This is a genomic window from Aquitalea palustris, from assembly GCF_003693445.1.
Lineage (GTDB): Bacteria > Pseudomonadota > Gammaproteobacteria > Burkholderiales > Chromobacteriaceae > Aquitalea > Aquitalea palustris.
Genome location: NZ_RFAR01000009.1, coordinates 49,085 through 75,668, shown reverse-complemented (window position 1 = coordinate 75,668; position 26,584 = coordinate 49,085). Strand labels below are relative to the sequence as shown.

The following is a 26,584-nucleotide window of genomic DNA, read 5'->3' as shown; positions in this document are numbered from 1 at the left end:
ACATGAGACCCTTGCCACCACTATCTGCCCTGCGCAGTTTCGAAGCGCTGGCCCGTCTGGGGAGCGTCACCCTGGCCGCCAGTGAGCTGCATGTGACACACTCGGCCATCAGCCAGCAAATACGCCAGCTTGAGGACATATTGGGCGTGGTGCTGTTTGTGCGCGAGGGGCGCGGTTTGCGCTTGACTGAAGATGGCCGGCTGTATGCGCTGCAGGTGAGAATAGGCCTGGCAGAATTAACCGAAGCTACACGATTGGTTCAGGCACGGCCGCGCGATGGCGAACTGGTGCTGGCGGTGCTGCCGTCGTTTGGCGCGCACTGGCTGCTGCCACGCCTGCCACGTTTTCAGGCCCGCTTCCCGCACTACCGCATCAGTCTGCGTGCCAGCCTGGATATCCAGGATTTGCGTCAGGGGCTGGTGGATATCGGCATCCGCATGGGGCAGGGCGATTGGGAGGGGCTGCAACAACAGCATCTGTTTGACGACGAGCTGGTGGTGGTGGCGGCACCAAGCTTTCGTCAAGGGCAGTTGCCGCGCACGCCGGCCGAGATCGTGGCCGGGCCGGTGGTACGCACGGTGGAGAGCTGGATGGGCTGGTGTCAGGCTGCCGGCGTGGCCGAACCGGCCCAGGCCGGTTTGTGGATCAACGATTCCAATCTGGTGCTGCAGGCGGTACAGCAGGGGCTGGGGGTGGCGCTGGAGCGCCGTAGCCTGGTGCATGCCGCCTTGCAGGCCGGTACGCTGGTGCAGGTGAGTGATATCGTGGTGCCTTACCCCTATCCTCATTGGCTGGTGTGGCCGGCGCGGGAGAGTTCGCAGCGCAAGCAGCGTGATTTTGCCGGCTGGATGGCAGAAGAAGTGGCTGTGTATCAGCGGGAATTGGCGCAGGCAGCCTGCTGACCTTGCCTGTTCTTGCAGTCACACCGTATTAAAGGAAAACCGTAGTGGCATTGTTGAAGTTATTGCTGTTGTTTGGCCTGACCGCTCTGGCCGAGATTACCGGCTGCTATCTGCCCTGGTTGTGGCTGAAGCAGCAGGGCTCGGTCTGGCTGTTGCTGCCGGCGGCGCTTGCACTCCTGCTGTTTGTCTGGCTGCTGACCCTGCACCCGGCCGCGGCGGGGCGTGTCTATGCTGCTTATGGTGGTGTCTACGTGGTGGTGGCTTTGCTGTGGTTGTGGCTGGTCGACGGTGTGCGGCCGGGACTGTGGGACGTGCTGGGGGCCACGCTGGCGCTGCTGGGGATGGGCATCATCATGCTGGCACCGCGGCAGGCATGAGCGTGGTGGTGGTCGAAACAAAAAACCGGGACTGGCCCGGTTTTTTCATGTGCCTTGCTCAGACTGCGGGTGGCTGGGTATCGATGAAAGATTGACGGGTGGACAAGCGTTCCAGCAGGGCGGCCAGATTGGGATAGCTGGCACGCCAGTCGATGGCGGGGAAGCGGAAGTCCAGATAGGCCAGGCAGCAGCCGACGGCGATATCGGCCAGGCTGTAGCTTTCGGCATTGCACCACTGGCGTTCGCCCAGGTCGCCGGACAGGGCAGCCAGACCGCGATCCACCTTGTCCTGCTGGCGGGCAATCCACTCCGGCATCTGCTTGTCGGCCGGGCGGCGCTGCTCCAGCACGATGGCCACGACAGCATCGGTGATGCCATCGGCCAGCGCTTCCCAGCGGCGGGTATTGATCAGGCGGCGGTTTTCCTGCGGCAGCAGGCGCGCCACCGGCGAGATATTGTCCAGGTATTCCACAATGACCCGTGAATCGAACAGGGTGCTGCCGTCATCCAGCTCCAGCACGGGGACTTTGCCCAGCGGGTTGTAATGCGGGACCTGGCTGTCCGGATTCCATGGCATGTCCTCTTCCAGCGGGCAATCAATCTTCTTGTCGGCCAGCACGATGCGTACCTTGCGGGCATACGGGCTGGTGAGGGAGGCAATCAGTTTCATGGTGGTAGGGTGCTCGGCGGGTCGTAAAAGCGGGCTGATGAACTCAGCCCGTTATCTGCTTACTTTAGCGCATGGCTGCCCATGCATAAAGCCCTAGTTGAGTGCGATCTAGTTGAGTTCGATCTTGCCGGTAATCTGCAGTTGCAGCTGGCTTTGCCCCGGCTGCCAGTCTGGCTGGGCCACATCCATCTCCTTGGCCATGGGCGCCGCGGCAGCCCGCATCAGCATGGGTGGGCGATAAGCCGGGGCGGCATTGCCGAATTCCAGTTCCTTGATGGTGACCCGGCTTTTCCCCAGTGTTTTGGCGGTGATGTCGGCTTGTTCCTGCATTTCTGCCAGTGCGGCCGGAATCATGGCTTTTTCAGCAGCGCGGCGCGTGTTGTCGGAAACACTGAATTGTACACCCTCCAGCAGCATGGTTTTTTGCAATTGTGCGACCAGTTCCGCCGCCTGCGTCATGTTGCGGCTTTTCAGCCGGATTTCCGCCCGGCCTTGCCAGCTGCTGATCTTGCCGTTCTTGTCATAGCTGGGCCAGCTATTGTAGCTGCCGCTGCTCAGCTCGACCTGGGGGTAGGCCTTGCCGGTGGCCATGCCACGGGCAATACCCTTGTTGAGGCGGTCTGCCAGCACGGCCGGCTGCTCGCTCTTGTCCTGCAGGTAGAGGGTGGCCTGAATCTGGTCGTTGGCCACTTCCTGCTGTGCCGAGGCAGAAAGACGTAATTCGATGCCGTCAGCAGCCACGGCAAAGGTGGAAACACTTAACAAACCGGCCCAAAGCAGAAGGGGAATCCGAATATTTTCCATGCCATCTCCCTGCGTGTGTTTTCAAACAGACTTTTGAACATGAACGTAGCAGAAGGTTCGCATACAACATGGAGAAATGGCAGCGAGCAAGGTCGCGGGGAGTTTGTCACCTGACCGGCCGCACAAGCAGCAGACAGCCGGCCAGGTGGTGTAGCTGCTGTTTGTCTTAGCCCAGCAGCAGGGCGTCGTCGTCCAGCTTTTCTCCGCGAGTCTGCTCGAACATGGCCAGCAGGTCGGGCACATCCATGCGGCTGCGCTCCTCGCCGCTGACATCCAGCACCACCCGGCCTTGATGCAACATCACGGTGCGGTGGCCATGGTCCAGCGCCTGGCGCATGGAGTGGGTCACCATCAGCGCGGTCAGCTTGTTTTCGCTGACGATGCGGTCGGTCAGTTGCAGCACGAAGGCTGCGGTTTTGGGGTCGAGCGCAGCGGTGTGCTCGTCCAGCAGCAGCAGGCGTGAAGGCTGCAAGGACGCCATCAGCAGGCTCACCGCCTGGCGTTGGCCACCGGAAAGCAAGCCCATGCGGTCACCCAGGCGGTTTTCCAGCCCCAGTTGCAGGGTGGCCAACTTGGCGCGGAATTGCTCGCGATAGCTGGCTTTGACTGCACGCGACAGGCCACGACCCTGGCCACGCTGCATGGCCAGCGCCAGATTTTCCTCGATGGACAAGCCCTCGCAGGTGCCGGCCAGCGGGTCCTGGAATACCCGGGCCACCAGCCCGGCGCGCTGCCAAGCTGTCTGGCGCGTCACATCCTGGCCATCGATAAACAGGCTGCCGCTATCCGGGCTGATGTCGCCGCTAATGGCATTGAGAAAGGTGGATTTGCCCGCCCCATTGCTGCCGATCACGGTGACAAACTGGCCGGACTCGATGGTGAGCGACAGGCCACGCAGCACCGGGTTTTCCAGCGGCGTACCGGGGTTGAAGGTCTTGAACAGATTGTCGGCGCGCATCATGCGGTGCGTCCTCCTTGCTTGTTGCGCAGTTTGGCCTTGATCTTGGGCAGTACCAGCGCCAGGCCCACCAATACGGCGGTAATGAGGTTCAGGTCCTGCGCTTGCAGGCCGATGAAGTCGGCATTCAGGGCCAGTGCTATCAGCAGGCGATAGAGCAGGGCGCCCAGCACGGTGGCCAGTGTCACCAGCCACAGGCTGCGTGGTGGCAGCAGGGTTTCGCCAATGATCACCGCCGCCAGGCCGACCACGATGGTGCCAATACCCATGGAGATGTCGGCACCGCCCTGGGTTTGCACATAGAGGGCGCCAGCCAGGGCAATCAGCGCATTGGACAAGGCCATGCCGGCCAGCGTCATGCGGTCGGTGGAGATGCCTTGAGCACGCGCCATGCGCGGATTGGCACCGGTGGCGCGCAGTGCCAGTCCCGCTTCGGAGGCAAAGAAGGCATCCAGCAGCAGCTTGGCCAACACCACGATGACCGCCAGCACTGCAGGCTGGATCAGCCAGGCATTGTCATTGACCGTGCTGATGAAGGGAGTGAAGACAGTGGGCAGGCCGATCAGCGCGATATTGGGCGCGCCCATGATGCGCAGATTGATCGAGTACAGCGCAATCATCACCAGAATGCTGGCCAGCAATTGCAGGATGCCCAGGCGGACATTGAGCCAGGCGGTGAGCCAGCCGGCGGCGGCGCCGGCAATGGCCGCCAGGCCACAGGCTAGCCAGGGATCATGACCACCGGCAATCAATACGGCGGCGACGGCACCGCCCAGCGGGAAGCTGCCGTCGGCGGTGAGGTCGGGGAAATTGAGCAGGCGAAAGGAAATCAGCACGCCCAGTGCGACCAGCGCAAAGATCAGGCCGATTTCCAGCGCACCCATCAGTGAAATCAGGGACATGAAAACCTCTACGACAAACCGGCGGCCCGGATAGGGGGCCGGCAGGCCCTGTCTTGGCAGGCAGGGCGGTGATAACGGACAAAGCCCCGACGACCATCAGGCCATCAGGGCAGCGTTGCGCAGCTATTGCTTACTTGACAGTGTTCTGGGCTTCTTTCAGCAGGGTGGCCGACAGCGGGGCACCTTGCTTGATGGCGGCTGCCGGGTTAACGGTCAGGCTCAGCTTGCTGCCCACTTCCGGGGCGATGGTGCCGGGCTTTTCACCCTTCAGGATACGGATGACGATCTTGCCGGTCTGGCGGCCCATATCGTAGTAGTTCATGCCCAGTGCCGCGATGGCACCACGCTTGACCGAATCGGTATCCGAGGCGATCAGCGGCAGCTTGGCCTGGTTGGCCACGGCCACCAGCGATTCGTAAGTGGACACCACATTGTTGTCGGTGCTGGTGTAGATGGCATCAACCTTGCCGATCAGGCTCTTGGCGGCCGGGGCCACGTCCACGGTACGGGCGGCCGGGGCTTCCACCAGGGTCATGCCGCGCTTGGCCAGCTCGGCCTTCAGCTCTTTGGCCACGATGGTGGAGTTGACTTCACCCGGGCTATAAACCATGCCGATACGCTTGGCGGCCGGTTTCACTTTCAGGATCAGGTCTACCTGCGGGCCCAGCGGCAGCATGTCGGACACGCCGGTGACATTGCTGCCACTGGCTTTCCAGCTGCTCACCAGTTTGGCGGCCACCGGGTCGGTCACCGCTGTGAACACGATGGGCAGGGTCTTGCTGGCAGCAACCAGAGCCTGGGCCGACGGAGTGGCAATGGCTACCGCGACATTCGGCTTGTCACCGACGAATTTGCGGGCGATCTGGCCGGCAGTGGCCGGATTACCCTGGGCGCTCTGGTATTGCACCTTGAGCTTGTCGTCACCGTAGCCGGCAGCTTTCAGTTCATCGGTAATGCCTTTGCGTGCGGCATCCAGTGCCGGGTGATCGACGATGGCGGTAATGGCGACAGATTGCATTTCCGCAGCGGCAGCAGACAGAGACAACACGGCAGCGGCAGCGGCCAGCAGTTGGCGATGGCGTAGGGACATGGCGTTTCCTTGTGAGTCAGGATAGATTTTTTTGGAAAATGTTTATTTCGCGCAATTTTATTCCAATGCCAAAGATTTTTCTTGCTGCGATGCGCAATAAAATGGCTGAAATTGGATATTGGAGACAGGAAGTTGCCCATTCGGCGGGCAGGCATAAAAAAAGCGGCCCGGATCACGGGCCGCATGAGTGTAAGCTGGCAAATTGCCAGCTATAGGGTCGATCGTTTAATCGATGTAGTCGTAGCCTGGCAAGGTGAGGAACTCGACAAAGTCGTCCGAGGTGGTCAGCAGATCGAACATGCCGGCCGCGTCTTCATATTGCTTGCTCCAGCGGCTGCCGTATTCGGCTTTCAGCTTGGCCACTTCTGCCGCTTGCAGTTCGCGGAACAGTTCCACGGTCACCTTGCGGCCATCATCCAGCACGCCCTTGGGGCTGCGGATCCACTGCCAGATCTGCGAGCGGGAGATTTCCGCAGTGGCGGCATCTTCCATCAGATTGTGGATGGGCACGCAGCCGTTGCCGGAAATCCACGAGCCCAGATACTGGATACCCACATTGATGTTCATCGACAGGCCGGCTTCGGTGATCGGTGCTTCCGGCTGGAAATTCAGCAGGTCGGCGGCGCTGACATTCACATCCGGGCGCTGCTTGGCAATCTGGTTGGGCGCATCGCCCAGCACACGGGTGAAGGCTTCGTTGGCAATCGGTACCAGGCCCGGGTGAGCCACCCAGCCGCCATCGTAGCCGTCGGTGGCATCGCGGTCCTTGTCGGCCTTCACGCCACCCAGCGCTTTCTCATTGGCCACCGGATCGTTCTTGATCGGAATCAGTGCAGCCATGCCGCCGATGGCCGGCGCATTGCGCTGGTGGCAGGTCTTGAGCAGCAGCAGGGCATAGGCACGCATGAAGGGTACGGTCATGGTGATCTGTGCGCGGTTGGCCAGGCAGAAGTCGCGATTCTGCTTGAACTTCTTGATGCAGCTGAAAATGTAGTCCCAGCGGCCGGCATTCAGGCCGGAGCTGTGTTCGCGCAGTTCGTAGAGGATTTCGTCCATCTCGAAGGCCGCGAGGATGGTTTCGATCAGTACGGTGGCCTTGATACTGCCTTGGGCGATGCCCAGTTCCTGTTGGGCAAACACGAACACATCGTTCCACAACCGTGCTTCCAGATGGCCTTCCATCTTCGGCAGGTAGTAATAGGTGGCGCTGCCCACGCTTTGCAGGTAGGCGATGTTGTGGAAGAAGGACAGGGCAAAGTCGAACAGCGAACCGGAGACGATTTCACCATCCACGGTCACGTGCTTTTCCATCAGGTGCCAGCCGCGCGGACGCAGGATCAGCGTGGCCACGCTGTCGTTCAGGCGGTATTGCTTGCCGTCCGGATTGGCAAAGGAAATGGTCTTGCGATAGGCATCGCGCACATTGATCTGGCCGCTGATCTGGTTTTCCCAGCTCGGACAGTTGGAGTCCTCGAAGTCGGCCATGAAGCTCTTGGCGCCGGAGTTGAGCGCGTTGATCATCATCTTGCGGTCAACCGGCCCGGTGATTTCCACACGGCGGTCCAGCAGATCCTGCGGCAGCGGGGCAATTTTCCAGTCGCCGGCGCGGATGGCGGCGGTTTCCGGCAGGAAGTCCGGCAGCTTGCCGGCATCCAGTTCGGCCTGGCGTACCACGCGGGCGGCGATCAGTTCGCGGCGGCGCGCTTCAAACTGGCGGTGCAGCTTGGCGACAAAGGCCAGCGCCTCGGTAGTGAGGATTTCTTCAAACGCCGGGGTCAGCGGGGCGAGGATTTCCACGCCTTGCGGAAGGGTGATAGCCATGTGCTTGCTCCTGATTGAATTGCCGTAGGCGGCGGAATGCCGTCCTGATTGATCAAAATGCTGCATTGCGATGACAGCCAGTGTATCTAGCCAAACAGTAAAAAAAAATGCATAAATAGGCATAACATCTTTTACTTTTAAGTATGCAATGAGCGAGTTCAAGCAACTGGAAACCTTTGTCGCCGTGGTCAATCACGGCAGCTTGTCGGCCGCTGCGCGCCAGCAAGGCGTGGTGCCGGCCATGATAGGGCGGCGGCTGGATGCGCTGGAGGAGCGGCTGGGGGTGAAATTGCTGGTACGCACCACCCGCAGTGTGACTCTGACCCAGGAAGGGGCGGCGTTTTTTGAAGACTGTCAGCGCATTCTGTCCGAGCTGTCCGAGGCCGAGGCGGCAGTAGCCTCTGGCAGCGGCCGGGCGCGCGGGCATCTGCGGGTGTCGGCGCCGGCAGGCTTTGGCCGCCGTCATGTGGCACCGCATATTGCGGCTTTCCAGCTGGCGCAGCCGGACATCCGGGTTACGCTGGATTTGTCCGACCGCCTGATCGACTTGCAGCGCGAACGCATCGATTGCGCCATCCGTATTTCTGATCTGGCCGACTCCTCGCTGGTGGCGATGCGTCTGGCAGAAAACCGCCGTGTGGTGGTGGCCTCGCCCGCCTATCTGTCACGTCATGGCATTCCGCGCACGCTGGAACAGCTGGCCAGCCACAACTGCCTGTCTCTGGGCGAGAGCCAAAGCCGTGGCTGGAGCTTCGAGCGCGATGGCGAGCTGATCAATCTGCGCGTGTCCGGCCGCCAGGAATGTAATGACGGTGCGGTGCTGCATGACTGGGCCTTGCAGGGCCTGGGCCTGGCCTGGCGCTCCTTGTGGGAGGTGAAGGACGATGTGTCGGAGGGGCGGCTGGTGACGGTGCTCGACCAGTTTGCCGCCCCAGACTACCCGGTATATGCCGTGGTGCCGCAGCGGCGCTTCCTGCCGGCACGTGTCCGGCATTTCATCGAGCACCTGCGGCAGATTTACACCGCTGCCGGCTACTGGGACTGAGTCATGGGCGCGGGTGGACCGACGTCGGGCAGTCTTGTAAGGTAGCGTTTCTCATCCGGGACGCGAGTCCCGGCCAATGGCCGAGTGAAAGCCTGTGAACAAGTACAACCAGATTTATTCCGACATTGTTGCCGATATCGACAATCAGCGTTTTGCCCAGGGGGAACGCATTCCTTCGGAAACCGAGCTGATGAGCCAGTACCAGGCCAGCCGTGGCACGGTGCGCAAGGCTGTCGACATGCTGCAGGAGCGCGGCTATGTGCAGAAAATTCATGGCAAGGGCGTGTATGTGCTCAAGCCGGGCAATATCGAATTCCAGCTGAGCGGCATTGTCAGCTTTCAGGAAATGAACGACCGCATGGGGCGGCAGGTGGTGTCGCAGGTGGCCGCGCTGGAAGCGGTGCTGGCTGATGCCGCGCTGGCCCGGCAGATGGGGGTGGCGGAAGCGACGCCGCTGGTCAAGATCAAGCGGGTGCGCAATATCGACGGCGAAAATGTCATTGTCGACATCAATCATTTCGTGGCCGAGCTGGTTCCCGGCTTGGATGCCGGAGTGGCGGCCGGCTCCATCTATCACTACATCGAACAGCAACTGGGGCTGACCATCAGCTATGCCCAGCGCATCATCGAGGCCCAGCCCTGCAATGAAGATGACCGCCAGTATCTGGATCTCAATGGCATGGACCACGTCATCGTGGTGAAGAACCTGACTCATCTCTACGATGGCCGGCTGTTTGAGTACACCGAGTCGCGTCATCGGCTGGATAAGTTCTACTTCACCGATATTGCCAGACGTTAGCGTTTTTTGGAGTTTTTTGCCAACAATTTAGGGCCCGGTACTGGTTGATCCAGGCCGGGCCCTTGTCATTGCCGCAGCCGTGTTGCGTTTTGGTCGCAGCGTTTTATGATAAAAATGCCAACTCGTACATACGAGTATTGCAATAACTCGTCTGTACGAGTTTAATGCCGTCATGGTGACTGACAAACCATCAGTCTGGGCAAGCGGCATTAATGTCTTGTCCCGGCTGCCAAACAGGACGGAGACAAAATGAGCCAGAACTATTCAGCAATTGCCGCTCAACTGCTTGCTGCCATTGGCGGGGCTGGCAATATCCAGCAGGCAGCCCACTGCCTGACCCGGCTGCGCATCGCCTTGCGGGACGACAGCCTGGTGCAGGTCGATGCCATACGCCAGGTCGAACTGGTCAAGGGCTGTTTCAGCAATGCCGGGGTATTTCAAATCGTGATTGGTGCCGGTGATGTCGACCGGGTTTATGCCGAACTGGTGGCGCAGGCAGGGATCGCCACCGCCACGGTGGCGCAGGTGAAGTCCAGCGGTGATCACAAGCAAAACCGGCTGCAACAGTTGGTGAAGGTGTTTTCCGATGTGTTCATGCCGATTCTGCCGGCCATTATCGTGGCTGGCTTGCTGATGGGCCTGAACAACCTGCTGGGTGCCCGTGGCATGTTCATCGCGGATAAAACCCTGCTGCAGGCCTATCCCGGCCTGGATGGGGTGTGGGGGCTGATCAATATGATGGCCAACACTTCCTTTGTGTTCTTGCCGGCGCTGGTGGGGTGGTCGGCAGCCAAGCGCTTTGGCGGCAGTGAGATCCTTGGCATCGTGTTGGGCTTGTTGCTGGTGCATCCGGATTTGCTCAACGCCTGGAACTACGGCAAAGCCGCTGCCGGGCTGGACGGTGCATCCGTGCCGTATTTTGATGTATTTGGCCTGCATATCGAAAAAGTGGGCTACCAGGGGCAGATTCTGCCGATTCTCGCCGCCAGCTGGGTCATGAGCCGTATCGAGCTGTGGCTGCGCCCGCGCGTGCCCAACGCCATCCAGCTGCTGGTGATTCCCATCGTGACCATTGTGATCAGCGGCCTGCTGGCGCTGGCAGTGATCGGCCCGCTGACGCGCCATCTGGGTATCGCCATTACCGATGCGCTGGTCTATGTGTTCAATCTGGCACCATGGCTGGGCGCCTTACTGTTTGGCGCGCTGTATGCCCCGCTGGTGCTGACCGGCATGCATCACATGTTTATCGCGGTAGACCTGCAGCTGATTGCCAACCAGGGCGGCACCTTCATCTGGCCGATGATTGCGCTGTCCAATATCGCGCAGGGTAGTGCGGCGCTGGCCATGTTCTGGCTGCTCAAGTCGCCACGCGACAAGAGCATGGCTTCCACCTCCGCCATCTCGGCCTTCTTCGGCATCACCGAGCCGGCCATGTTCGGGGTGAACCTGCGCTACAAGCTGCCCTTTTATGCCGGGCTGACCGGTTCGGCCTGCGCCGCTGTGCTGATTACCCTGGGCCATGTCCGGGCGGCGGCCATCGGGGTAGGCGGCCTGCCGGCATTTATTTCCATCATTCCCACATTCATTCCGCTGTTTTTGCTGGGAACACTGGTGGCGATCATCGTCCCGATCACCCTTACCCTGCTGCTGGCGCGCCGGCATGCTGCCATGGCCGGGGACGAGGTAGCACAGCATGCCTGAGAACATGAAGCAGGCCGTGGTCTACCAGATTTATCCCAAGAGTTTCAGCAGCCATCGCCAGCAGGCTACCGGCGATCTGCTGGGGGTGGTCGACCGGCTGGACTACCTGGCCTGGCTGGGCGTGGATTATCTATGGCTGACGCCGTTTTACTGCTCGCCGCAAAAGGACAATGGCTACGATGTCAGCGATTATTACCGCATTGATCCGGCCTACGGCAGCATGGCTGATTTCGAGCTGCTGCTGGCCGAGGCGCGGCAGCGTGGCATCGGCATCATGCTGGACATCGTGGTCAACCATACCTCGACCGAGCACGCCTGGTTTCGCCAGGCGCTGAAGGGGCGCGACAATTTCTACCGCGACTTCTATATCTGGCGCGACCAGCCCAATAACTGGCAGTCCAAGTTTGGTGGCTCGGCCTGGGCTTTCGAGCCGGAAAGCGGCCAGTATTATCTGCATCTATTCGATCAGACCCAGGCCGACCTGAACTGGGAAAACCCGCAGTTGCGCCAGGCGGTGTTCGAGATGATGCGTTTTTGGGCCGACAAGGGGGTGGCCGGTTTCCGGCTGGACGTGATCAACCTGATCTCGAAAGACCCGGCTTTTTCCGAAGATGACAGCGACGGCCGCCATTTTTATACCGATGGCCCGCGCGTGCACGAATACCTGCAGCAGATGCACCGCGAAGTCTTTGCCGGGCGCGAACTGCTGACTGTGGGCGAGATGTCGTCCACCTCGCTGGCGCACTGCATCGATTATTCGCACCCGGAGCGGCGTGAGTTGTCGATGACCTTCAATTTTCATCACCTGAAGGTCGATTATCCGCAGGGGCAGAAGTGGCAATTGGGCCGCTTCGACTTTGTCGGCCTCAAACGCATCCTGTCGGACTGGCAGCAGGGCATGCATGCCGGGGGGGGCTGGAACGCTTTGTTCTGGTGCAACCATGATCAGCCGCGCGTGGTATCGCGCTTTGGCGATGAAGGCCAGTACCGGCAGGTTTCGGCCAAGATGCTGGCCACCGCCCTGCATGGCTTGCAAGGCACGCCTTATCTCTATCAGGGCGAGGAAATCGCCATGGCCAATCCGGCATTCCAGCACATTGAAGAGCTGCGCGATGTGGAAAGCCTCAATGCCTACCAGCAGCTGCTGGCCAGCGGGCTGGATCGCGCACAGGCGATGGCGGTCATCCGCCAGAAATCACGCGATAACAGCCGCACGCCCATGCAATGGGACAACAGCCGGTTTGCCGGCTTCAGCCAGACCCAGCCCTGGTTGCGGCTGGCAGATGATGCTGGCCACATCAATGTGGCCGCTGCCCTGGCCGACCCGGATTCGGTCTTGCACCACTACCGGCGCTTGATTGCCCTGCGCAAGCAATACCCGGTGCTGGCTGATGGCGATTACCGCTGCCTGACGCCGGAACACCCCAGCCTGTGGGTGTATACCCGGCGAAGCGCCGCAGAAATGTTGCTGGTGATCAGCCATTTCGGAGCCGAAGCGCAAAGCTACCGGCTGCCGGAGGGGGTGATTCCGGAGGGCTGGCAAGCCGAGTTGCTGTTGAGCAACTACCCGGCACCGCCAGCCGGCTGGCAATGGCAGCTGCGCCCCTGGCATTCGCTGCTGTACCGGTTTTATCCCGTCACACCGCCTTAACGACACCTGGACCCGCATGACCGTCATGCCTGCGCTTGCGCCGGCAGGGCGGAGCTTTGCCCGCACGCCACGCTCTGGGGGACAGCAGGGCGGCGTTGCGCAGATCAATAACACGGATAAGGAGAATACCCATGACAACAACACCATCGACCATCGTCCTGAGTGCCTTGCTACTGGGCCTGAGTGGAGCCGCCATGGCCACCGACAGTACAAGCGGCGGCAGTACGCCCAGTGCCGAGCAATTGGGCAGTGCCATGAAACAGGCACTGGAAGACAACGGTTTCAGTTTTGATGGCTATTTCCGTAGCGGCTTTTACTCCGGCAGCAAGGATGAACCGCGCGGCCAATACCAACTGGGCGGGGATTTACAGCACTTCCGGCTGGGTAACGAAGGTGACACCTACGGCGAATTCGGTATCGGCAAGAAATGGAGTGGCAGCGGTGGCGTCAGCTGGGGGGTATACGCCATGCCCACCTTCTATAGCTATGACCCGGTGATCGGCGACAGCGGCAGCACCAGCAAGACCAGCGCCGCACAGCTCTATGCCTATCTGTCCGGCTTGGCCTTTGCCCCCGAGCTGACCTTCTGGGCTGGCCAGCGCTACCACCGCATTCAGGATATCCATATTCTGGACAACTGGCTGATGCAGGATGGTGACAATTACGGTGCCGGCGTCGACGGCATTGCCATCGGTCACAGCGCGCGGCTGAATGTGTCCCTGTCCAGCTCGGGCAACTATGCCAATAGCAATGCCACGCTGAACAATGCGCGCCGTGTCAATTTCCAGCTGATCAATATTGCAAGCAATCCCGGGGGCAAGCTGGCGCTGACCGGTGGCGTCATCAGCGGAGACTTTGCCATGGGCAAGGCCGGTAGCGCCTGGGGGCTGCTGCATAATCAGCAAGACTTCCTGGTGACCGGGCTGCAAAACGCACTGTTTTTGCAGACTGCCTCCGGCCATGCCTCACTGTCCGGCGAGTTTTACAATCTGGATAGCGCGGGGGCCGCCCAGCCAGGGGCCAGACAGAACCGGCTGGCCGAAGTGCTCAGCTGGCAGCGTGGTCGTTTTGGCGGACAGGCGGTGTTCGGCTACCAGACCGTGGCCCCCGATCATGCCGCCAAATACCGTGATGTCAGCCTGGGCGGGCGCCTTTCCTACGGGCTGGCGGCCAATATCAAGTTGCTGGGTGAGGTTGGCCTGACCAGCCGCAACACCGACGGGCAGGATACGCAGCAGTTGAACAAGGCCACGCTGGCGCTGGCGTTTGCTCCGGATACCGATTTCTGGAGTCGACCGGAGTTCCGGCTATATGTCAGCCGCTTTAACTGGAATGATGCCGCAGCCTTGGCCAATGCCAGTACGTTTGCCAGCAATGGCCGGCGCAATGCCACCACGCTGGGAGCGCAAATCGAAGCCTGGTGGTGATTCAGTCTGCTGTCATCGCGCCCTGTCGCAATATGTTGCGGCAGGGTGAATCAGGTTTGCAGTAAGGCAAACTGCTGTCAAATAGGCATGGCATTGCGTTTTTATGGCAATTTCTACCGGATTATTGGTCGAATAGCGCCATTAACTGCCTTGTCTTGCAGGCTTATGACAGCTTTGCAGCAAATCCTGCTGCCAGAACGGCTTGGCAATGGATAATGGATACACTTTGTCCGATTTTATGGCTTGAACTGTTCCCCCCTTCCTGTAAGATCGCGCGTTTTCCGCTGCAGTGCCCTGCGTTGAGGTGTCGGTCACGAACCGGCAACAGACGGGGCAGCCGCGGAAGGGCTGAGTATGATCATCAACGCCGGCTACCCCGCCGCCCAAACATGGCAAGGGGAACGGCGCACACAGGATAGTCTGAACATGAGTTTGATGCGCAAGAAGAGCGTTCAGGGCATGCTGGAATTTGCCCAGACCGCCAAAGGGCTCCGCAAGGAGCTGACGGCTTTCGACCTGACCATGCTGGGGATCGGTGCCATCATCGGTACCGGTATTTTCGTGCTGACCGGCACCGGTGCCACGGTGGCCGGCCCGGGCCTGGTACTGTCCTTCATCATCGGTGCATTTGCCTGCGGTTTTGCCGCGCTGTGCTATGCCGAGTTTGCCGCGATGCTGCCGATTTCCGGCTCCACCTACACCTATGCCTATGCCACGCTGGGCGAGCTGGTGGCCTGGATCATCGGCTGGGACCTGATGCTGGAATACCTGCTGGCCTCCTCGGCGGTATCCGTCGGCTGGTCCGGTTATTTCCAGAGCTTGCTGGGCGGTTTCGGCATTCACCTGCCTGATGCGCTGATAGCTGCGGCTGGCGCGGTACCGGGCAAGGCTACCTTGTTCAACCTGCCAGCCTTCACCATTGCCATGCTGATCACAGCCTTGCTGGCTTTTGGCATCAAGGAATCCAAGCGCGTCAACAATATCGTGGTACTGATCAAGGTGGCCGTGGTGCTGATGTTCATCGCCATCGGCGTCTGGCACGTCAAGCCGGTCAACTGGAGCCCGGCCCTGCCTTATGGCATGAACGGCGTGTTCCACGGCGCGGCCATCGTGTTCTTCAGCTTCCTCGGTTTTGATGCAGTGACCTGCGCTGCCGAAGAAGTGAAAGACCCGGCGCGTGACATTCCCAAGGGCGTGATCTGGTCGCTGGCCATCTGTTCCATCCTGTATGTCATCGTGTCGGCCATCATGACCGGCATCGTGCCTTACGCCCAGTTTGCCGGTATCGACCACCCGGTATCGCTGGCCCTGCAAGTGGCCAAGCTGGACTGGTTTGCCGGCTTTGTCGACCTGGGTGCCATTCTGGGCATGCTGACGGTGATTCTGGTGATGACCTACGGCCAGACCCGCATCCTGTTCGCCATGAGCCGCGATGGCCTGCTGCCGAAGATCTTCTCCGAGGTAAACCCGAAATACGGCACGCCGTACAAGGCCACCTGGCTGATCGGCTCCATCATTGCGCTGATTGCCGGTTTCATTCCGCTGCACACCCTGGCCGAGCTGGTGAACATCGGCACCCTGGCGGCGTTCTCGCTGATTGCCATCGCCATCATCAAGCTGCGCAAGACCGAACCCAACCTGCCGCGCAAGTTCCACTGCCCGGGCGTGCCCTATGTGCCGGCACTGGCGGTGATCTTCTGCGTCTTCCTGATGACCCAGCTGTCCGCACTCACCTGGCTGTGCTTCGTGGTGTGGCTGGTGATTGGCCTGGTGGTGTACTTCGGTTACTCACGCAAGAACTCTCATCTGCACAAGCAGTCCTGAGCCGGCGATTGCCCATGGAAAAAGCCACCTTGAACAAGGTGGCTTTTTTTACATCTTCAGCTAGTTGATATAGCTAGCGCAATCAGCCGCGCAGCTTGGCGGCGATGGAGGCTACGCGTGCGCCGTATTGCTTGGCGGTGTCCAGGTCGCCTTGCGGAATTTCATCCACACTGGCATCCGACGGCGACTGCACCAGCAGGCCAACCGAGCCACCCAGATTGTTGACGTCAGTACGTGCGGCTGCCTTGCTGTTGCTGGGCAGCAGACCCAGGCTGACCCAGATGCCACCGTGTTGCGAGGCCAGGGTTTGCAGGTTGATCAGCGCGACCTGCTTGTCGCCATTCAGACTGGCGCTATTGGTGAAACCGCCAAACACCTTGTCCTGCCAGGCACGGGTAAACCAGGCCTTGGAGCTGGCATCGGCAAATTTCTTGAACTGCCAGCTCGGGCTGCCCATATAGGTGGGCGAGCCAAAGATGATGGCATCTGCAGCCGCCAGGGTATCCCAGGCGCTGTCCGGCACATTGCCTTCGGCATCGATTGCGATGAGTTCGGCATTGGCACCGGCAGCCACTTGCTGGGCAACGCGCTGGGTATGACCGTAACCGGAGTGATAAACGACGACGACTTTTGTCATGTAAACAACCTTTTCTCTGGTGATGGATCAGCTTGTCAGGCAGCCATTAAGCAATGACTGCCTGAAACGATAGCAGTGCTCAGTATAGAGATGCTCAGGCAACAGAAAAGTCGTTTTCCATGAATTGATTGTTTAGCCAAGATTAATAAAGTAGTGGGCTAACCAGTCAGGCAGACCACGCTCAGACATGCAAAACGCCCGCGAGCGCAAGGCTGGCGGGCGTGGTGGTCAGGGCCGGCGAACCGACCCGGCCACAGACTGCTTAGTGGAACTGCTCTTCTTCGGTGGAGCCGGTCAGTGCGGTCACGCTGGACTGGCCGCCCTGGATCACGGTGGTGACATCGTCGAAGTAGCCGGTGCCCACTTCCTGCTGGTGCGATACGAAGGTGTAGCCGCGGTCGCGTGCTGCGAATTCCGGCTCTTGTACCTTCTCGACGTAGGCCGACATGCCGCGTGCAACATAGTCTTGTGCCAGGTCGTACATGTTGTACCACATGCTGTGGATACCAGCCAAAGTGATGAACTGGTATTTGTAGCCCATGGCACCCAGTTCGCGCTGGAACTTGGCGATGGTGGCATCGTCCAGGTTCTTTTTCCAGTTGAAGGACGGCGAGCAGTTGTAGGCCAGCAGCTTGCCCGGATGCTTGGCGTGAACGGCTTCGGCAAATTTGCGGGCGAATTCCAGATCCGGCGTGCCGGTTTCGCACCATACCAGATCGGCGTAGTCAGCGTAGGCTACGGCGCGGCTGATGGCTTGTTCCAGACCCTTCTTGGTCTTGTAGAAGCCTTCGGCAGTGCGCTCGCCAGTCAGGAAGGGCTTGTCGTTGGCATCGTAGTCGCTGGTAATCAAATCAGCAGCTTCAGCGTCGGTACGGGCAATCACCAGGGTCGGCACGCCGTATACGTCGGCAGCCATACGGGCGGCGATCAGCTTCTGGATGGCTTCCTGGGTCGGTACCAGTACCTTGCCGCCCATGTGGCCACATTTCTTAACCGAGGCCAGTTGGTCTTCAAAGTGCACACCACCGGCGCCAGCGCGGATCATGGCCTTCATCAGTTCGTAGGCGTTCAGTACGCCACCGAAACCGGCTTCGGCATCGGCCACGATGGGAGCGTAGTAGTCAACAAAACCGGCAGCACCCTTTTCAACGCCCTTGGAGTGCTGGATTTCGTCGGCGCGGGTGAAGGCGTTGTTGATGCGCTCTACTACCTTCGGCACCGAGTCCACCGGGTACAAGGACTGGTCCGGGTACATGGCGGAGTATTCGTTGTTGTCAGCAGCCACTTGCCAGCCGGACAGGTAGATGGCCTTGATACCGGCTTTCACCTGCTGCATGGCCTGACCACCGGTCAGCGCGCCCAGACAGTTGATGTAGGGTTCGTTGTTGACCAGGTTCCACAGTTTCTCGGCGCCTTGGCGGGCCAGGGTGTGTTCCACTTGCACCGAACCACGCAGACGCTCTACGTCGGCGGCGGTGTAACCACGCTTGATACCCTTCCAGCGCGGGTTGGTGTCCCAGTCATGTTGAATGGCGGCGATACGTTGTTCGCGAGTAGTCATGTTCAAACCCTTCTCGAATAGTTTTCTCTGCAGACCGGTGAATTCCGGCAATCCTCTGGCCAAATGACATTCCGGTTTTTCCGGAGTGATTTTGTTGACAACGGTTTTTGCCTGTTGCCCGTTCTGACCACCAAAAGCCCGCGGATAACGGCTTTGCTTGGTGGGTCATTCAGCGTGTGTGGCTCATTATAAGCACAAAAAAAATAGCTTGTGTGCGGTGCAACACCGAAAAAACCACGATGTTCAGAAGGTGACAATTGTGGCGAAAAATGAATAATTGATCGCCCAGTTTTTGTTGCAGTTGCGAAAAGAAAAGTCCGAAAACGCACCGCGAGGTGAGCGCTGGTCACAGCGGTTGTGAACCCTGGGCAAGACCAGGGACTTGAATTCCCGCAGAGAGACCTTATCTGGCATCGGGACATCGTTAAAAGCTGATTCACTTGAGGTCTTGCCATGCAGGAAAACCAGAACAACGCGACCAACGAAGCCGCGGTCGACGAAACCATCAACGCAGCAGCCAGCGAGCAGACTGTCGAGCAAACCGCTGAACAGCGCATCGCCGCACTGGAGGCACAGCTTGCCGAACTGCAGGATCAGTTGCTGCGCAGTCGTGCAGATCAGGAAAACCAGCGTCGTCGCAATGCTGAAGAGCTGCTTAACACCCAGAAGTACGCCATCAACAAGTTTGCCCAGGAACTGGTACCGGTAAAGGACTACCTGGAAATGGCGCTGCTAGACCAGAGCGGCCAGATCGACACCCTGAAAATGGGCGTGGACATGACGCTGAAACAACTGGTGGCCGCCTTTGACAAGGCGCAGATCAAGGAAATATCGCCGGCAGTGGGCGACAAGCTCGACCCGCACCAGCATCAGGCCATGAGCGCGGAAGAATCCGATGCCGAAGCCAATACGGTGTTACGGGTGCTACAGAAAGGTTATCAGCTGGCTGAGCGCACGCTGCGTCCGGCCATGGTGATCGTGGCCAAGGCGCGTGCCTGACCCGGAAATCATAAAAAGGTTCTTGGCGGCCACTTGAAAAAGACAGCATAGCCAATACCTATGAAGACAACAGGCCTCGGCTATCAGCGTTTGGCCGCAGTCGCAACGAATTGAGATAAAGGAATACTGAATATGGGCAAAATCATTGGTATCGACCTGGGCACCACCAACTCCTGCGTAGCAGTCGTTGAGGGCGGTAACCCCAAGGTGATTGAAAACGCCGAAGGCGCACGCACCACCCCGTCCATCATTGCTTATATGGAAGACGGCGAAATCCTGGTTGGCGCACCGGCCAAGCGTCAGGCTGTGACCAACCCGAAAAACACCCTCTACGCAGCCAAGCGCCTGATCGGCCGCCGCTTCGAAGACAAGGAAGTACAAAAAGACATCGACCTGATGCCTTTCCAGATCATGAAGGCGCCCAATGGCGACGCCTGGGTCAAGGTACGCGATCAGGAACTGGCTCCGCCGCAAATCTCCGCAGAAGTACTGCGCAAGATGAAAAAGGCTGCCGAAGACTACCTGGGCGAAGAAGTCACCGAAGCCGTGATTACCGTACCGGCCTACTTCAACGACAGCCAGCGTCAGGCTACCAAGGATGCCGGCCGTATTGCTGGTCTGGAAGTGAAGCGCATCATCAATGAACCGACTGCTGCCGCCCTGGCGTTTGGCCTGGCCAAGCAGGAAGGCGACCGCAAGATTGCCGTATACGATCTGGGCGGTGGTACTTTCGACGTGTCCATCATTGAAATCGCCGACGTTGACGGCGAGCACCAGTTCGAAGTGCTGTCCACCAACGGTGACACCTTCCTGGGCGGTGAAGACTTCGACCAGCGCATCATCGATTACATCGTGACCGAGTTCCAGCGCGAACAGGGCGTGAACCTGAAGAACGACGTAATGGCCCTGCAACGTCTGAAGGAAGCTGCTGAAAAGGCCAAGATCGAGCTGTCCAGCGCCACCCAGACCGAAGTGAACCTGCCGTACATCACCATGGATGCCACCGGTCCGAAGCACCTGGCCATGAAGATTACCCGCGCCAAGTTCGAAAGCCTGGTAGACGACCTGATCACCCGCTCCATCGAACCGTGCCGCGTGGCCCTGAAGGACGCCGGTGTATCGCTGTCCGACATCACTGACGTGATCCTGGTTGGCGGTCAGTCCCGCATGCCCAAGGTGCAGGAAGCGGTGAAGGAATTCTTTGGCAAGGAACCGCGCAAGGACGTGAACCCGGACGAAGCCGTGGCCGTTGGTGCTGCAATTCAGGGCTCGGTACTGTCCGGTGATCGCAAGGACGTGCTGCTGCTGGACGTGACCCCGCTGTCGCTGGGTATCGAAACCCTGGGCGGCGTGATGACCAAGCTGATCCAGAAGAACACCACCATCCCGACCAAGGCTTCGCAAACCTTCTCGACGGCAGATGACAACCAGACTGCGGTAACCATCCACGTGCTGCAAGGCGAACGTGAAAAGGCAGCCGCCAACAAGAGCCTGGGCCAGTTCAACCTGGGCGATATCCCGCCGGCACCGCGTGGCATTCCGCAAATCGAAGTGGAATTCAACATCGATGCCAACGGTATCCTGCATGTGTCCGCCAAGGACAAGGCTAGCGGCAAGCAGGCCAACATCACCATCCAGGCGTCTTCTGGTCTGTCGGAAGATGAAATCCAGCGCATGGTGAAGGATGCCGAAGCCAATGCCGAGGAAGACAAGAAGCTGCACGAGCTGGTGACTGCCCGTAACCAGGCAGAAGGCCTGATCCACAGTGTGAAGAAGTCGCTGGCGGAACACGGCGACAAGATCGACGCTGCTGAAAAGGCCAAGATCGAAGACGCCGTCAAGGCCGCTGAAGAAGTGGTGAAGAGCGAAGACAAGGCTGTCATCGAAGCCAAGACCGAAGAACTGGCCAAGGCCAGCCAGAAGCTGGGCGAAATCATGTATGCCCAGGCACAGCAGGCTGAAGCCGGCCAGGGCGCTGCCGATGCTGGCAAGGCCAAGGACGAAGGCGATGTGGTGGATGCCGAGTTCGAAGAAGTGAAAGACAAGAAGTAAGCATCCGCTTGCTGACTGAACGAGGCACAGGGAATGGCGGAGGGCTCTCCACCGGCCTCTGTGCCTTTGCCGTATCAAGAAGATCATTGCCTGCCGGACCGGCTGGTCGCGGCCAGAGAGTGAAACACCATGTCCAAAAGAGATTTTTATGATGTGCTCGGCATCAATCGTGATGCTTCCGAGGACGACATCAAAAAGGCATACCGCAAGCTGGCGATGAAATATCACCCGGACCGCAATCCGGACAGCAAGGAAGCCGAAGAAAAATTCAAGGAAGTCAAAGAGGCCTATGAAATCCTCTCTGACAGCCAGAAGCGCAGTGCCTACGACCAGTTCGGCCATGCCGGGGTAGACCCGCAAGCCGGTGGTGGCGGCGGTGGTGCCGGGTTTGGTGGCTTTGGCGATTTCGCCGACATCTTCAGCGACATCTTCGGCGGTGGCCGTGGTGGTGCTGGCGGTGGTGGTCGTTCCAATGTCTATCGCGGTGCCGACCTGCGCTACAACCTGGATATTTCACTGGAAGAAGCGGCACGTGGCTGCGAAAAGCAGATCCGCATTCCCTCGCATGAGGATTGCGATGTCTGCCACGGCACCGGTGCCAAGCCGGGTACGCAGCCCAAGACCTGCTCCACCTGCGGTGGTCATGGTCAGGTACGGATGAGTCAGGGCTTCTTCTCCATCCAGCAGACCTGCCCGACCTGCCACGGCACCGGCAAGCAGATCAGCGATCCTTGCACCAGCTGCCATGGTGCAGGTCAGAAGAAGACCAACAAGACCCTGAACGTGAAGATTCCGGCCGGGGTGGATGAGGGCGACCGCATCCGCCTGTCCGGTGAAGGCGAGCCGGGGCAGAATGGCGGCCCGGCCGGCGATTTGTATGTGGTTACCCATATCAAGCAGCACGCGGTATTCCAGCGTGACGGCATGGACCTGCATTGCGAAATGCCGATTTCCTTTGCCACGGCAGCGCTGGGCGGCGAGGTGGAGATCCCCACGCTGGATGGCATGGCCAAGGTGAAGATCGCTGCCGAAACGCAAAGTGGCCGGGTATACCGTCTGCGTGGCAAGGGCGTCAAGGCGGTACGCGGCACCGACTATGGCGATCTGCATTGCCATGTGGTGGTGGAAACGCCGGTCAAGCTGACCGAGCGCCAGCGCGAACTGCTGCGTGAGTTCGAAGCCATCAGCCAGGGCGACGTTGCCATGCATAATCCGCGTTCCAAGTCCTTTATGGACAAGCTGCGCGATTTCTTCGAATAAGCCGCCAGACAGCGTTTGCGCCTGCGTGCAGGCACTGTTGAACAACCCCCGGTTTTCCGGGGGTTTTGTTTTTCTGGCGTGTTGAGGGCGGCAGAATGAAAAAAGCCACCGCGGCAAGGCGGTGGCAAATGACTTTCTTCAAAGGAACCAGCCAGACAGCACAGCTTAGAAGTTGTGCTTCAGCATCAGCCAGGTGAGGGTGGTCTTGGCATCGCTCATGCCCAGTGCGGAGGCCGCACCATCGTTTTCTTTCACTTGACCGTAGCCGGCTTGCACCATGGTGCGCTTGCTCAGGCTGTAGTCGACGGCGGCTGCCCACTGGCTGGCACCCCAGTCTTGCGATTGGCCGTCCACTTTCACGCCGCTACGCTTGGAGTACACAAAAGACGGCTTGAAGGCGCCGATGGTGTAGGCCGCATTGATGGCCCAGGAGTGGCTGGTCAGCTTGTTCAGGCCGGTATCGGCGATGCCGAAGCTGGCGTAGTTGGTGACGGCAGTCGATGCATCGCCATACAGGGTTGCCTTTTGTACGGTGGCAGCCAGGTAGAGGTTGTTGGCGTCGTAGCCGAATTCAACGCGATGAACCGAGCTGTTCTTGTCCGAACCCAGCACGTTCAGCTGGGTCATGTTGGCGTAGGCACCGAAGAAACCGGAATTGGTATAAGCCAGACGTGCGCCGAAGTTGTTGCCTGTCTGTTTGCCGGTGGTGGTGGAATGGCCTTCGCCAGCGCCATATTCAACAATGGCGGTAAAGCCGTTCAGGTCCGGGCTGTCATAGCGGATGCCGTTCTTGGTGAAGCCGTCGCCGTAAGTACCAAACACGTCAGTACCTTCATACAGCGGGAAGGGGATGCCCATCGAATCGCGACGCGGGCCATACAGATTATCGGTGGCTTCGGTTTCGCTGAAGATGTCCAGCTGATTGCCCAGGGTCACTTTACCAAAGCTGCCTTCCAGGCCGACAAAGCTGGTACGGTTGGCCAGGGTGCCGGTGCCGGAGCCAGACTTGCTGGCCACGCCATCAACCGCAAAGCCGTTTTCCACTTGCCATACCGCCTTCAGGCCGTTGCCCAGATCTTCACTACCCTTGAAACCGATGCGGCTGTTGTAGTCATCGACACCGGTGGTGGTCTGGCCATTGTATTTCAGGCTGTCGATACCGGCGCGCACGGAGCCGTAGATGGTCACGTCGGCCTGGGCCAGTACCGGCATGGCGGCTGCGATGGCAGCAACGAGTACGAGTTTTTTCATTCCTCTAAATCCTTTAGTAGTTTTTTCTGGCCTGCCTGATCTGTTGGCAGGCTGGGCGCGGTGTAAAGCAAGCCATGTGAAAACTTGATTTCACCAACGGGGCTGAGTGTGCGAAACACCTTTGTAACCGTCAACGAACATTTATTAACAAATTGCCATGGGAACTTGCCTAATTATTCAGTGCAGATTGACTAATTTCATGTGATTTGTTCTTTTTTATCGTTTTAAAACAATTGCTTGTGTTTGTTTGAAAGTTCAATTTCCATCTGGTGAATATTGTTTTTCATTGTTGTTTTTCAGCGAGACCCAGTGTTTTGCTAAGTATTTTAACTGTTGCATTTTGGCAAATTAGACATTTTGTCTTATAAAAATGCTGTTTTTACACAACACTTATCGCCACTCACCATGAGTAGCGAGAATGCTTGGTATGATTTTTTCTGATGCATGACGCGCTGTTGCTGCGTCTGCTTGCCTCGAATGCACTGCTTGCCGCAGCGCATGCCACCAGCAGTCGCGCCGCAAGGGAATGACGCTGCCAGCCGGCAGCAACAGGCGTACAATTCCCGGCATTGCTATTGTCACCTGTGATGGAAAGCCCATGATTTTTGCCAACCGCTATTTCCCGGCCACCCGCATGCGTCGCATGCGCAAGGATGATTTTTCCCGCCGCCTGATGCGCGAAAACGTATTGACCGCCAATGACCTGATCTATCCGGTGTTTGTGCTGGAAGGCGAGAATCGTGAGCAGGCGGTGGCCTCGATGCCGGGCGTGGTGCGCCAGAGCCTGGACAAGCTGCTGTATACCGCCGAACAAGCACTGGAACTGGGTATTCCCATGCTGTCGCTGTTCCCGGTGATTGAGACCGGCAAGGACAATGCCGCGCAGGAAGCCTATAACCCGGATGGCCTGGTACCCACCGTGGTGCGTGCGCTCAAGCAGCGCTTTCCCGAGCTGGGCGTGATGACGGATGGTGCACTGGACCCTTATACCGTGCATGGTCAGGATGGCCTGATCGATGACAATGGCTATGTGCTGAATGACGAAACCACCGAAGTGCTGATCCGTCAGGGCTTGTGCCACGCCGAAGCCGGTGTGGACGTGTTTGGCCCGTCCGACATGATGGACGGTCGCATTGGCGCGCTGCGCGATGCCTTTGAAGAAGCCGGCTTCATCCATACCAAGATACTGGCTTACTCCGCCAAGTACGCTTCCGCCTTTTATGGCCCCTTCCGCGATGCCGTAGGGTCGGCCGGCAATCTGGGCAAAGCTGACAAATACAATTACCAGATGGACCCGGCCAATCTGGATGAAGCCATCCAGGAAGTGGCGATGGATCTGGAAGAGGGCGCCGACATGGTGATGATCAAGCCAGGCATGCCTTACCTGGACGTGATTCGCCGGGTGAAAGACACTTTCCGCGTGCCGACCTATGCCTATCAGGTGTCCGGTGAGTACGCCATGCTCAAGGCTGCCTTCCAGAATGGCTGGCTGAACGAAGAAAAGTGCATGATGGAAAGCCTGCTGGCATTCAAGCGCGCCGGTGCCGACGGCATCCTGACCTACTTTGCGCTGGATGCGGCGCGCCTGCTGCGTCGCGGCTGATCACTCGCACTACGCCGCCTGTTTGCCCGGGCGGCGCTCTGTGCTGAAAAAGGAGTAGGCCATGGATTTTCTGCACTCAACCTGGTTCTGGCTGTTTGTCATCGTGGCGCTGGTGATGTCTACCATCGGTTCGCTGGCCAGACTGTCCAAGGCTCCGCCGCCGGTCGACCTGCCCGGCGTCAAGCCGCAGCCCTATGCGGCGGATGACGATGACGACCAGGACGGGCCTGACAGTCCGGCTGGCCATGCCCCGGCCAGTCTGCGCAAACCAAAATAAGCATGTTTCATGCTGTGTGATGGAGGTGCTGGCGAGCATCACGCCAGCCCGCCACGCCGGAAATACTGCTGGATGAATTCGACACAGACACGCAGCTTGGCCGAACTGGCCAGCTTTTCCGGATATACCGCCCAGATATCGGCCTGCAGGTAATAGTCTGGCAGTACCTGTACCAGTTCTCCTTCTTCCAGTTCGCGTGCTACATCCCACAATGAGCGCAACATGATGCCATGGCCCTGCAAGGCCCATTGGTGTACTACCTCGCCATGGTTGGCCGCCAGTGCACCCTGCACCCGGATGCTGCATTCCCCCTGTGGGCCGGTCAGCCGCCACACCCCGAAGGGGTGATCCCTTTCCTTGATGACCAAGCAATTGTGCTGGCTCAGTGCATTGAGCGTGGCTGGGGAGCCATGCCCTGCCACATAGGCGGGTGCCGCGCACAAGATGCGCCGGTTATCCGCCAGCTTGCGCGCCAATAGCTGTGGGGCAATTTCATTTCCCACCCGGATGTCCAGGTCGATTCCCTCCTGGGCCAGGTCGATCAGGCAGTCGGCTACCTCGAAGCGGATGCTCAGCTCCGGGTAATGCCTTGCCAGTTCGCCCAGTGCCGGTGCCAGGTGCACCCTGCCAAAACCAAAGCTGCTGCTGATGCGGATGATGCCGCGTGCTTGCTCTCGTGCGGTACCGATCTCCACGCTCATCTGTTCTACGTCCTGCAGTATTTTTCCTGCCCAGTCGTGGATGCGCTCCCCACGCTCGGTCATGGCAATGCGCCGGGTGGTGCGGTCCAGCAGGCGACAACCCAGGCATTGCTCCAGCACCCGAATACGCTTGCTGACATAGGCTGGCGAGGCAGCCATGGCTTCGGCGGCCGCAGCAAATCCTCCCTTGCGCACGACCAGGCAAAATACCCGCAAATCCTCTAGCTGCAGTAGATCCTTCATGTTTCGTGTTTTCTGTATGCACGGATCTG

At 59.2% G+C, this 26,584-nt stretch carries 23 protein-coding genes; 13 read left to right on the top strand and 10 right to left on the bottom strand.

Features of this window, described 5'->3' with window-relative positions:
* Window positions 1–2 precede the first annotated feature (2 nt).
* Together EAY64_RS03285 and EAY64_RS03280 are read left to right on the top strand one after the other, a co-directional pair.
* A complete protein-coding gene (locus EAY64_RS03285; RefSeq protein WP_103523361.1) occupies window positions 3–902 on the top strand; it encodes a LysR substrate-binding domain-containing protein in 900 nt (299 codons plus the stop codon).
* A gap of 53 nt (window positions 903–955) precedes the next feature.
* Window positions 956–1,279 (top strand): YnfA family protein, encoded by a 324-nt coding sequence (locus EAY64_RS03280; RefSeq protein ID WP_059285787.1) that lies wholly within the window; start codon window positions 956–958, stop codon window positions 1,277–1,279.
* 58 nt (window positions 1,280–1,337) lie between these two features.
* On the opposite strand, the gene EAY64_RS03275 is transcribed toward EAY64_RS03280, so the two are convergent.
* The 6 genes from EAY64_RS03275 to aceB form a co-directional block, all read right to left on the bottom strand.
* Window positions 1,338–1,949: a glutathione S-transferase gene (locus tag EAY64_RS03275; protein WP_103523359.1), complete on the bottom strand. Its 612-nt coding sequence runs from the start codon at window positions 1,947–1,949 to the stop codon at window positions 1,338–1,340.
* A 108-nt stretch (window positions 1,950–2,057) separates the two neighbouring features.
* A complete protein-coding gene (locus EAY64_RS03270) occupies window positions 2,058–2,753 on the bottom strand; it encodes an SIMPL domain-containing protein (RefSeq protein WP_103523358.1) in 696 nt (231 codons plus the stop codon).
* 166 nt (window positions 2,754–2,919) lie between these two features.
* Window positions 2,920–3,714: an ABC transporter ATP-binding protein gene (locus EAY64_RS03265; RefSeq protein WP_103523357.1), complete on the bottom strand. Its 795-nt coding sequence runs from the start codon at window positions 3,712–3,714 to the stop codon at window positions 2,920–2,922.
* On the bottom strand, window positions 3,711–4,613 hold the full coding sequence (locus EAY64_RS03260) for an ABC transporter permease (protein WP_103523356.1): 903 nt from the start codon (window positions 4,611–4,613) through the stop codon (window positions 3,711–3,713). The genes EAY64_RS03265 and EAY64_RS03260 overlap by 4 nt, the downstream gene beginning before the upstream one ends.
* 130 nt (window positions 4,614–4,743) lie before the next feature.
* A complete protein-coding gene (locus tag EAY64_RS03255; protein WP_103523355.1) occupies window positions 4,744–5,703 on the bottom strand; it encodes an ABC transporter substrate-binding protein in 960 nt (319 codons plus the stop codon).
* A 225-nt stretch (window positions 5,704–5,928) separates the two neighbouring features.
* Complete coding sequence (gene aceB, locus EAY64_RS03250; RefSeq protein WP_103523354.1) at window positions 5,929–7,524, bottom strand: malate synthase A; 1,596 nt, start codon at window positions 7,522–7,524, stop codon at window positions 5,929–5,931.
* Between the two features lie 148 nt (window positions 7,525–7,672).
* On the opposite strand from aceB, the gene EAY64_RS03245 reads away from it, so the two are divergent.
* The 6 genes from EAY64_RS03245 (at window position 7,673) to bcaP (ending at window position 15,971) form a co-directional block, all read left to right on the top strand.
* Window positions 7,673–8,569 (top strand): LysR family transcriptional regulator, encoded by an 897-nt coding sequence (locus EAY64_RS03245; protein ID WP_103523353.1) that lies wholly within the window; start codon window positions 7,673–7,675, stop codon window positions 8,567–8,569.
* Window positions 8,570–8,663: 94 nt separating this feature from the next.
* Window positions 8,664–9,368 carry a trehalose operon repressor gene (gene treR, locus EAY64_RS03240; protein ID WP_103523352.1) on the top strand — a complete coding sequence of 235 codons (705 nt, stop codon included), beginning with the start codon at window positions 8,664–8,666 and terminating at the stop codon, window positions 9,366–9,368.
* 249 nt (window positions 9,369–9,617) lie between these two features.
* Window positions 9,618–11,069, top strand: coding sequence for a PTS system trehalose-specific EIIBC component (gene treP / locus EAY64_RS03235; protein ID WP_103523351.1), 1,452 nt, complete (start codon window positions 9,618–9,620; stop codon window positions 11,067–11,069).
* Window positions 11,062–12,720, top strand: coding sequence for an alpha,alpha-phosphotrehalase (gene treC, locus EAY64_RS03230; RefSeq protein ID WP_103523350.1), 1,659 nt, complete (start codon window positions 11,062–11,064; stop codon window positions 12,718–12,720). The genes treP and treC overlap by 8 nt, the downstream gene beginning before the upstream one ends.
* A gap of 131 nt (window positions 12,721–12,851) precedes the next feature.
* Complete coding sequence (locus EAY64_RS03225; protein WP_103523349.1) at window positions 12,852–14,147, top strand: carbohydrate porin; 1,296 nt, start codon at window positions 12,852–12,854, stop codon at window positions 14,145–14,147.
* Between the two features lie 426 nt (window positions 14,148–14,573).
* Complete coding sequence (gene bcaP, locus EAY64_RS03220; RefSeq protein WP_103523396.1) at window positions 14,574–15,971, top strand: branched-chain amino acid transporter BcaP; 1,398 nt, start codon at window positions 14,574–14,576, stop codon at window positions 15,969–15,971.
* An 82-nt stretch (window positions 15,972–16,053) separates the two neighbouring features.
* Here bcaP and EAY64_RS03215 read toward each other — a convergent pair whose 3' ends face one another.
* Both EAY64_RS03215 and aceA read right to left on the bottom strand, forming a co-directional pair.
* Complete coding sequence (locus EAY64_RS03215; RefSeq protein WP_103523348.1) at window positions 16,054–16,608, bottom strand: flavodoxin family protein; 555 nt, start codon at window positions 16,606–16,608, stop codon at window positions 16,054–16,056.
* 262 nt (window positions 16,609–16,870) lie between these two features.
* Entirely contained in the window at window positions 16,871–18,169 is a 1,299-nt protein-coding gene (gene aceA, locus EAY64_RS03210) for an isocitrate lyase (RefSeq protein WP_103523347.1), read from the bottom strand.
* Window positions 18,170–18,622: 453 nt separating this feature from the next.
* Here aceA and grpE point away from each other — a divergent pair, with 453 nt between their 5' ends.
* The 3 genes from grpE (at window position 18,623) to dnaJ (ending at window position 22,480) form a co-directional block, all read left to right on the top strand.
* Window positions 18,623–19,168 carry a nucleotide exchange factor GrpE gene (gene grpE / locus EAY64_RS03205; protein ID WP_103523346.1) on the top strand — a complete coding sequence of 182 codons (546 nt, stop codon included), beginning with the start codon at window positions 18,623–18,625 and terminating at the stop codon, window positions 19,166–19,168.
* Between the two features lie 132 nt (window positions 19,169–19,300).
* Window positions 19,301–21,220: a molecular chaperone DnaK gene (gene dnaK, locus EAY64_RS03200; protein ID WP_103523345.1), complete on the top strand. Its 1,920-nt coding sequence runs from the start codon at window positions 19,301–19,303 to the stop codon at window positions 21,218–21,220.
* Window positions 21,221–21,349: 129 nt separating this feature from the next.
* A complete protein-coding gene (dnaJ, locus tag EAY64_RS03195) occupies window positions 21,350–22,480 on the top strand; it encodes a molecular chaperone DnaJ (protein ID WP_103523344.1) in 1,131 nt (376 codons plus the stop codon).
* 165 nt (window positions 22,481–22,645) lie between these two features.
* Here dnaJ and EAY64_RS03190 read toward each other — a convergent pair whose 3' ends face one another.
* Window positions 22,646–23,731 (bottom strand): porin, encoded by a 1,086-nt coding sequence (locus tag EAY64_RS03190; RefSeq protein WP_103523343.1) that lies wholly within the window; start codon window positions 23,729–23,731, stop codon window positions 22,646–22,648.
* 598 nt (window positions 23,732–24,329) lie between these two features.
* Between EAY64_RS03190 and hemB the strand changes: the two genes are divergently transcribed.
* Both hemB and EAY64_RS03180 read left to right on the top strand, forming a co-directional pair.
* Entirely contained in the window at window positions 24,330–25,334 is a 1,005-nt protein-coding gene (hemB, locus tag EAY64_RS03185) for a porphobilinogen synthase (RefSeq protein WP_103523342.1), read from the top strand.
* 61 nt (window positions 25,335–25,395) lie between these two features.
* Window positions 25,396–25,611, top strand: coding sequence for a hypothetical protein (locus EAY64_RS03180; protein WP_103523341.1), 216 nt, complete (start codon window positions 25,396–25,398; stop codon window positions 25,609–25,611).
* Between the two features lie 38 nt (window positions 25,612–25,649).
* Here the strand turns inward: EAY64_RS03180 and EAY64_RS03175 are convergent, their stop codons facing one another.
* Window positions 25,650–26,555, bottom strand: coding sequence for a LysR family transcriptional regulator (locus tag EAY64_RS03175; protein ID WP_103523340.1), 906 nt, complete (start codon window positions 26,553–26,555; stop codon window positions 25,650–25,652).
* Window positions 26,556–26,584: the final 29 nt, after the last annotated feature.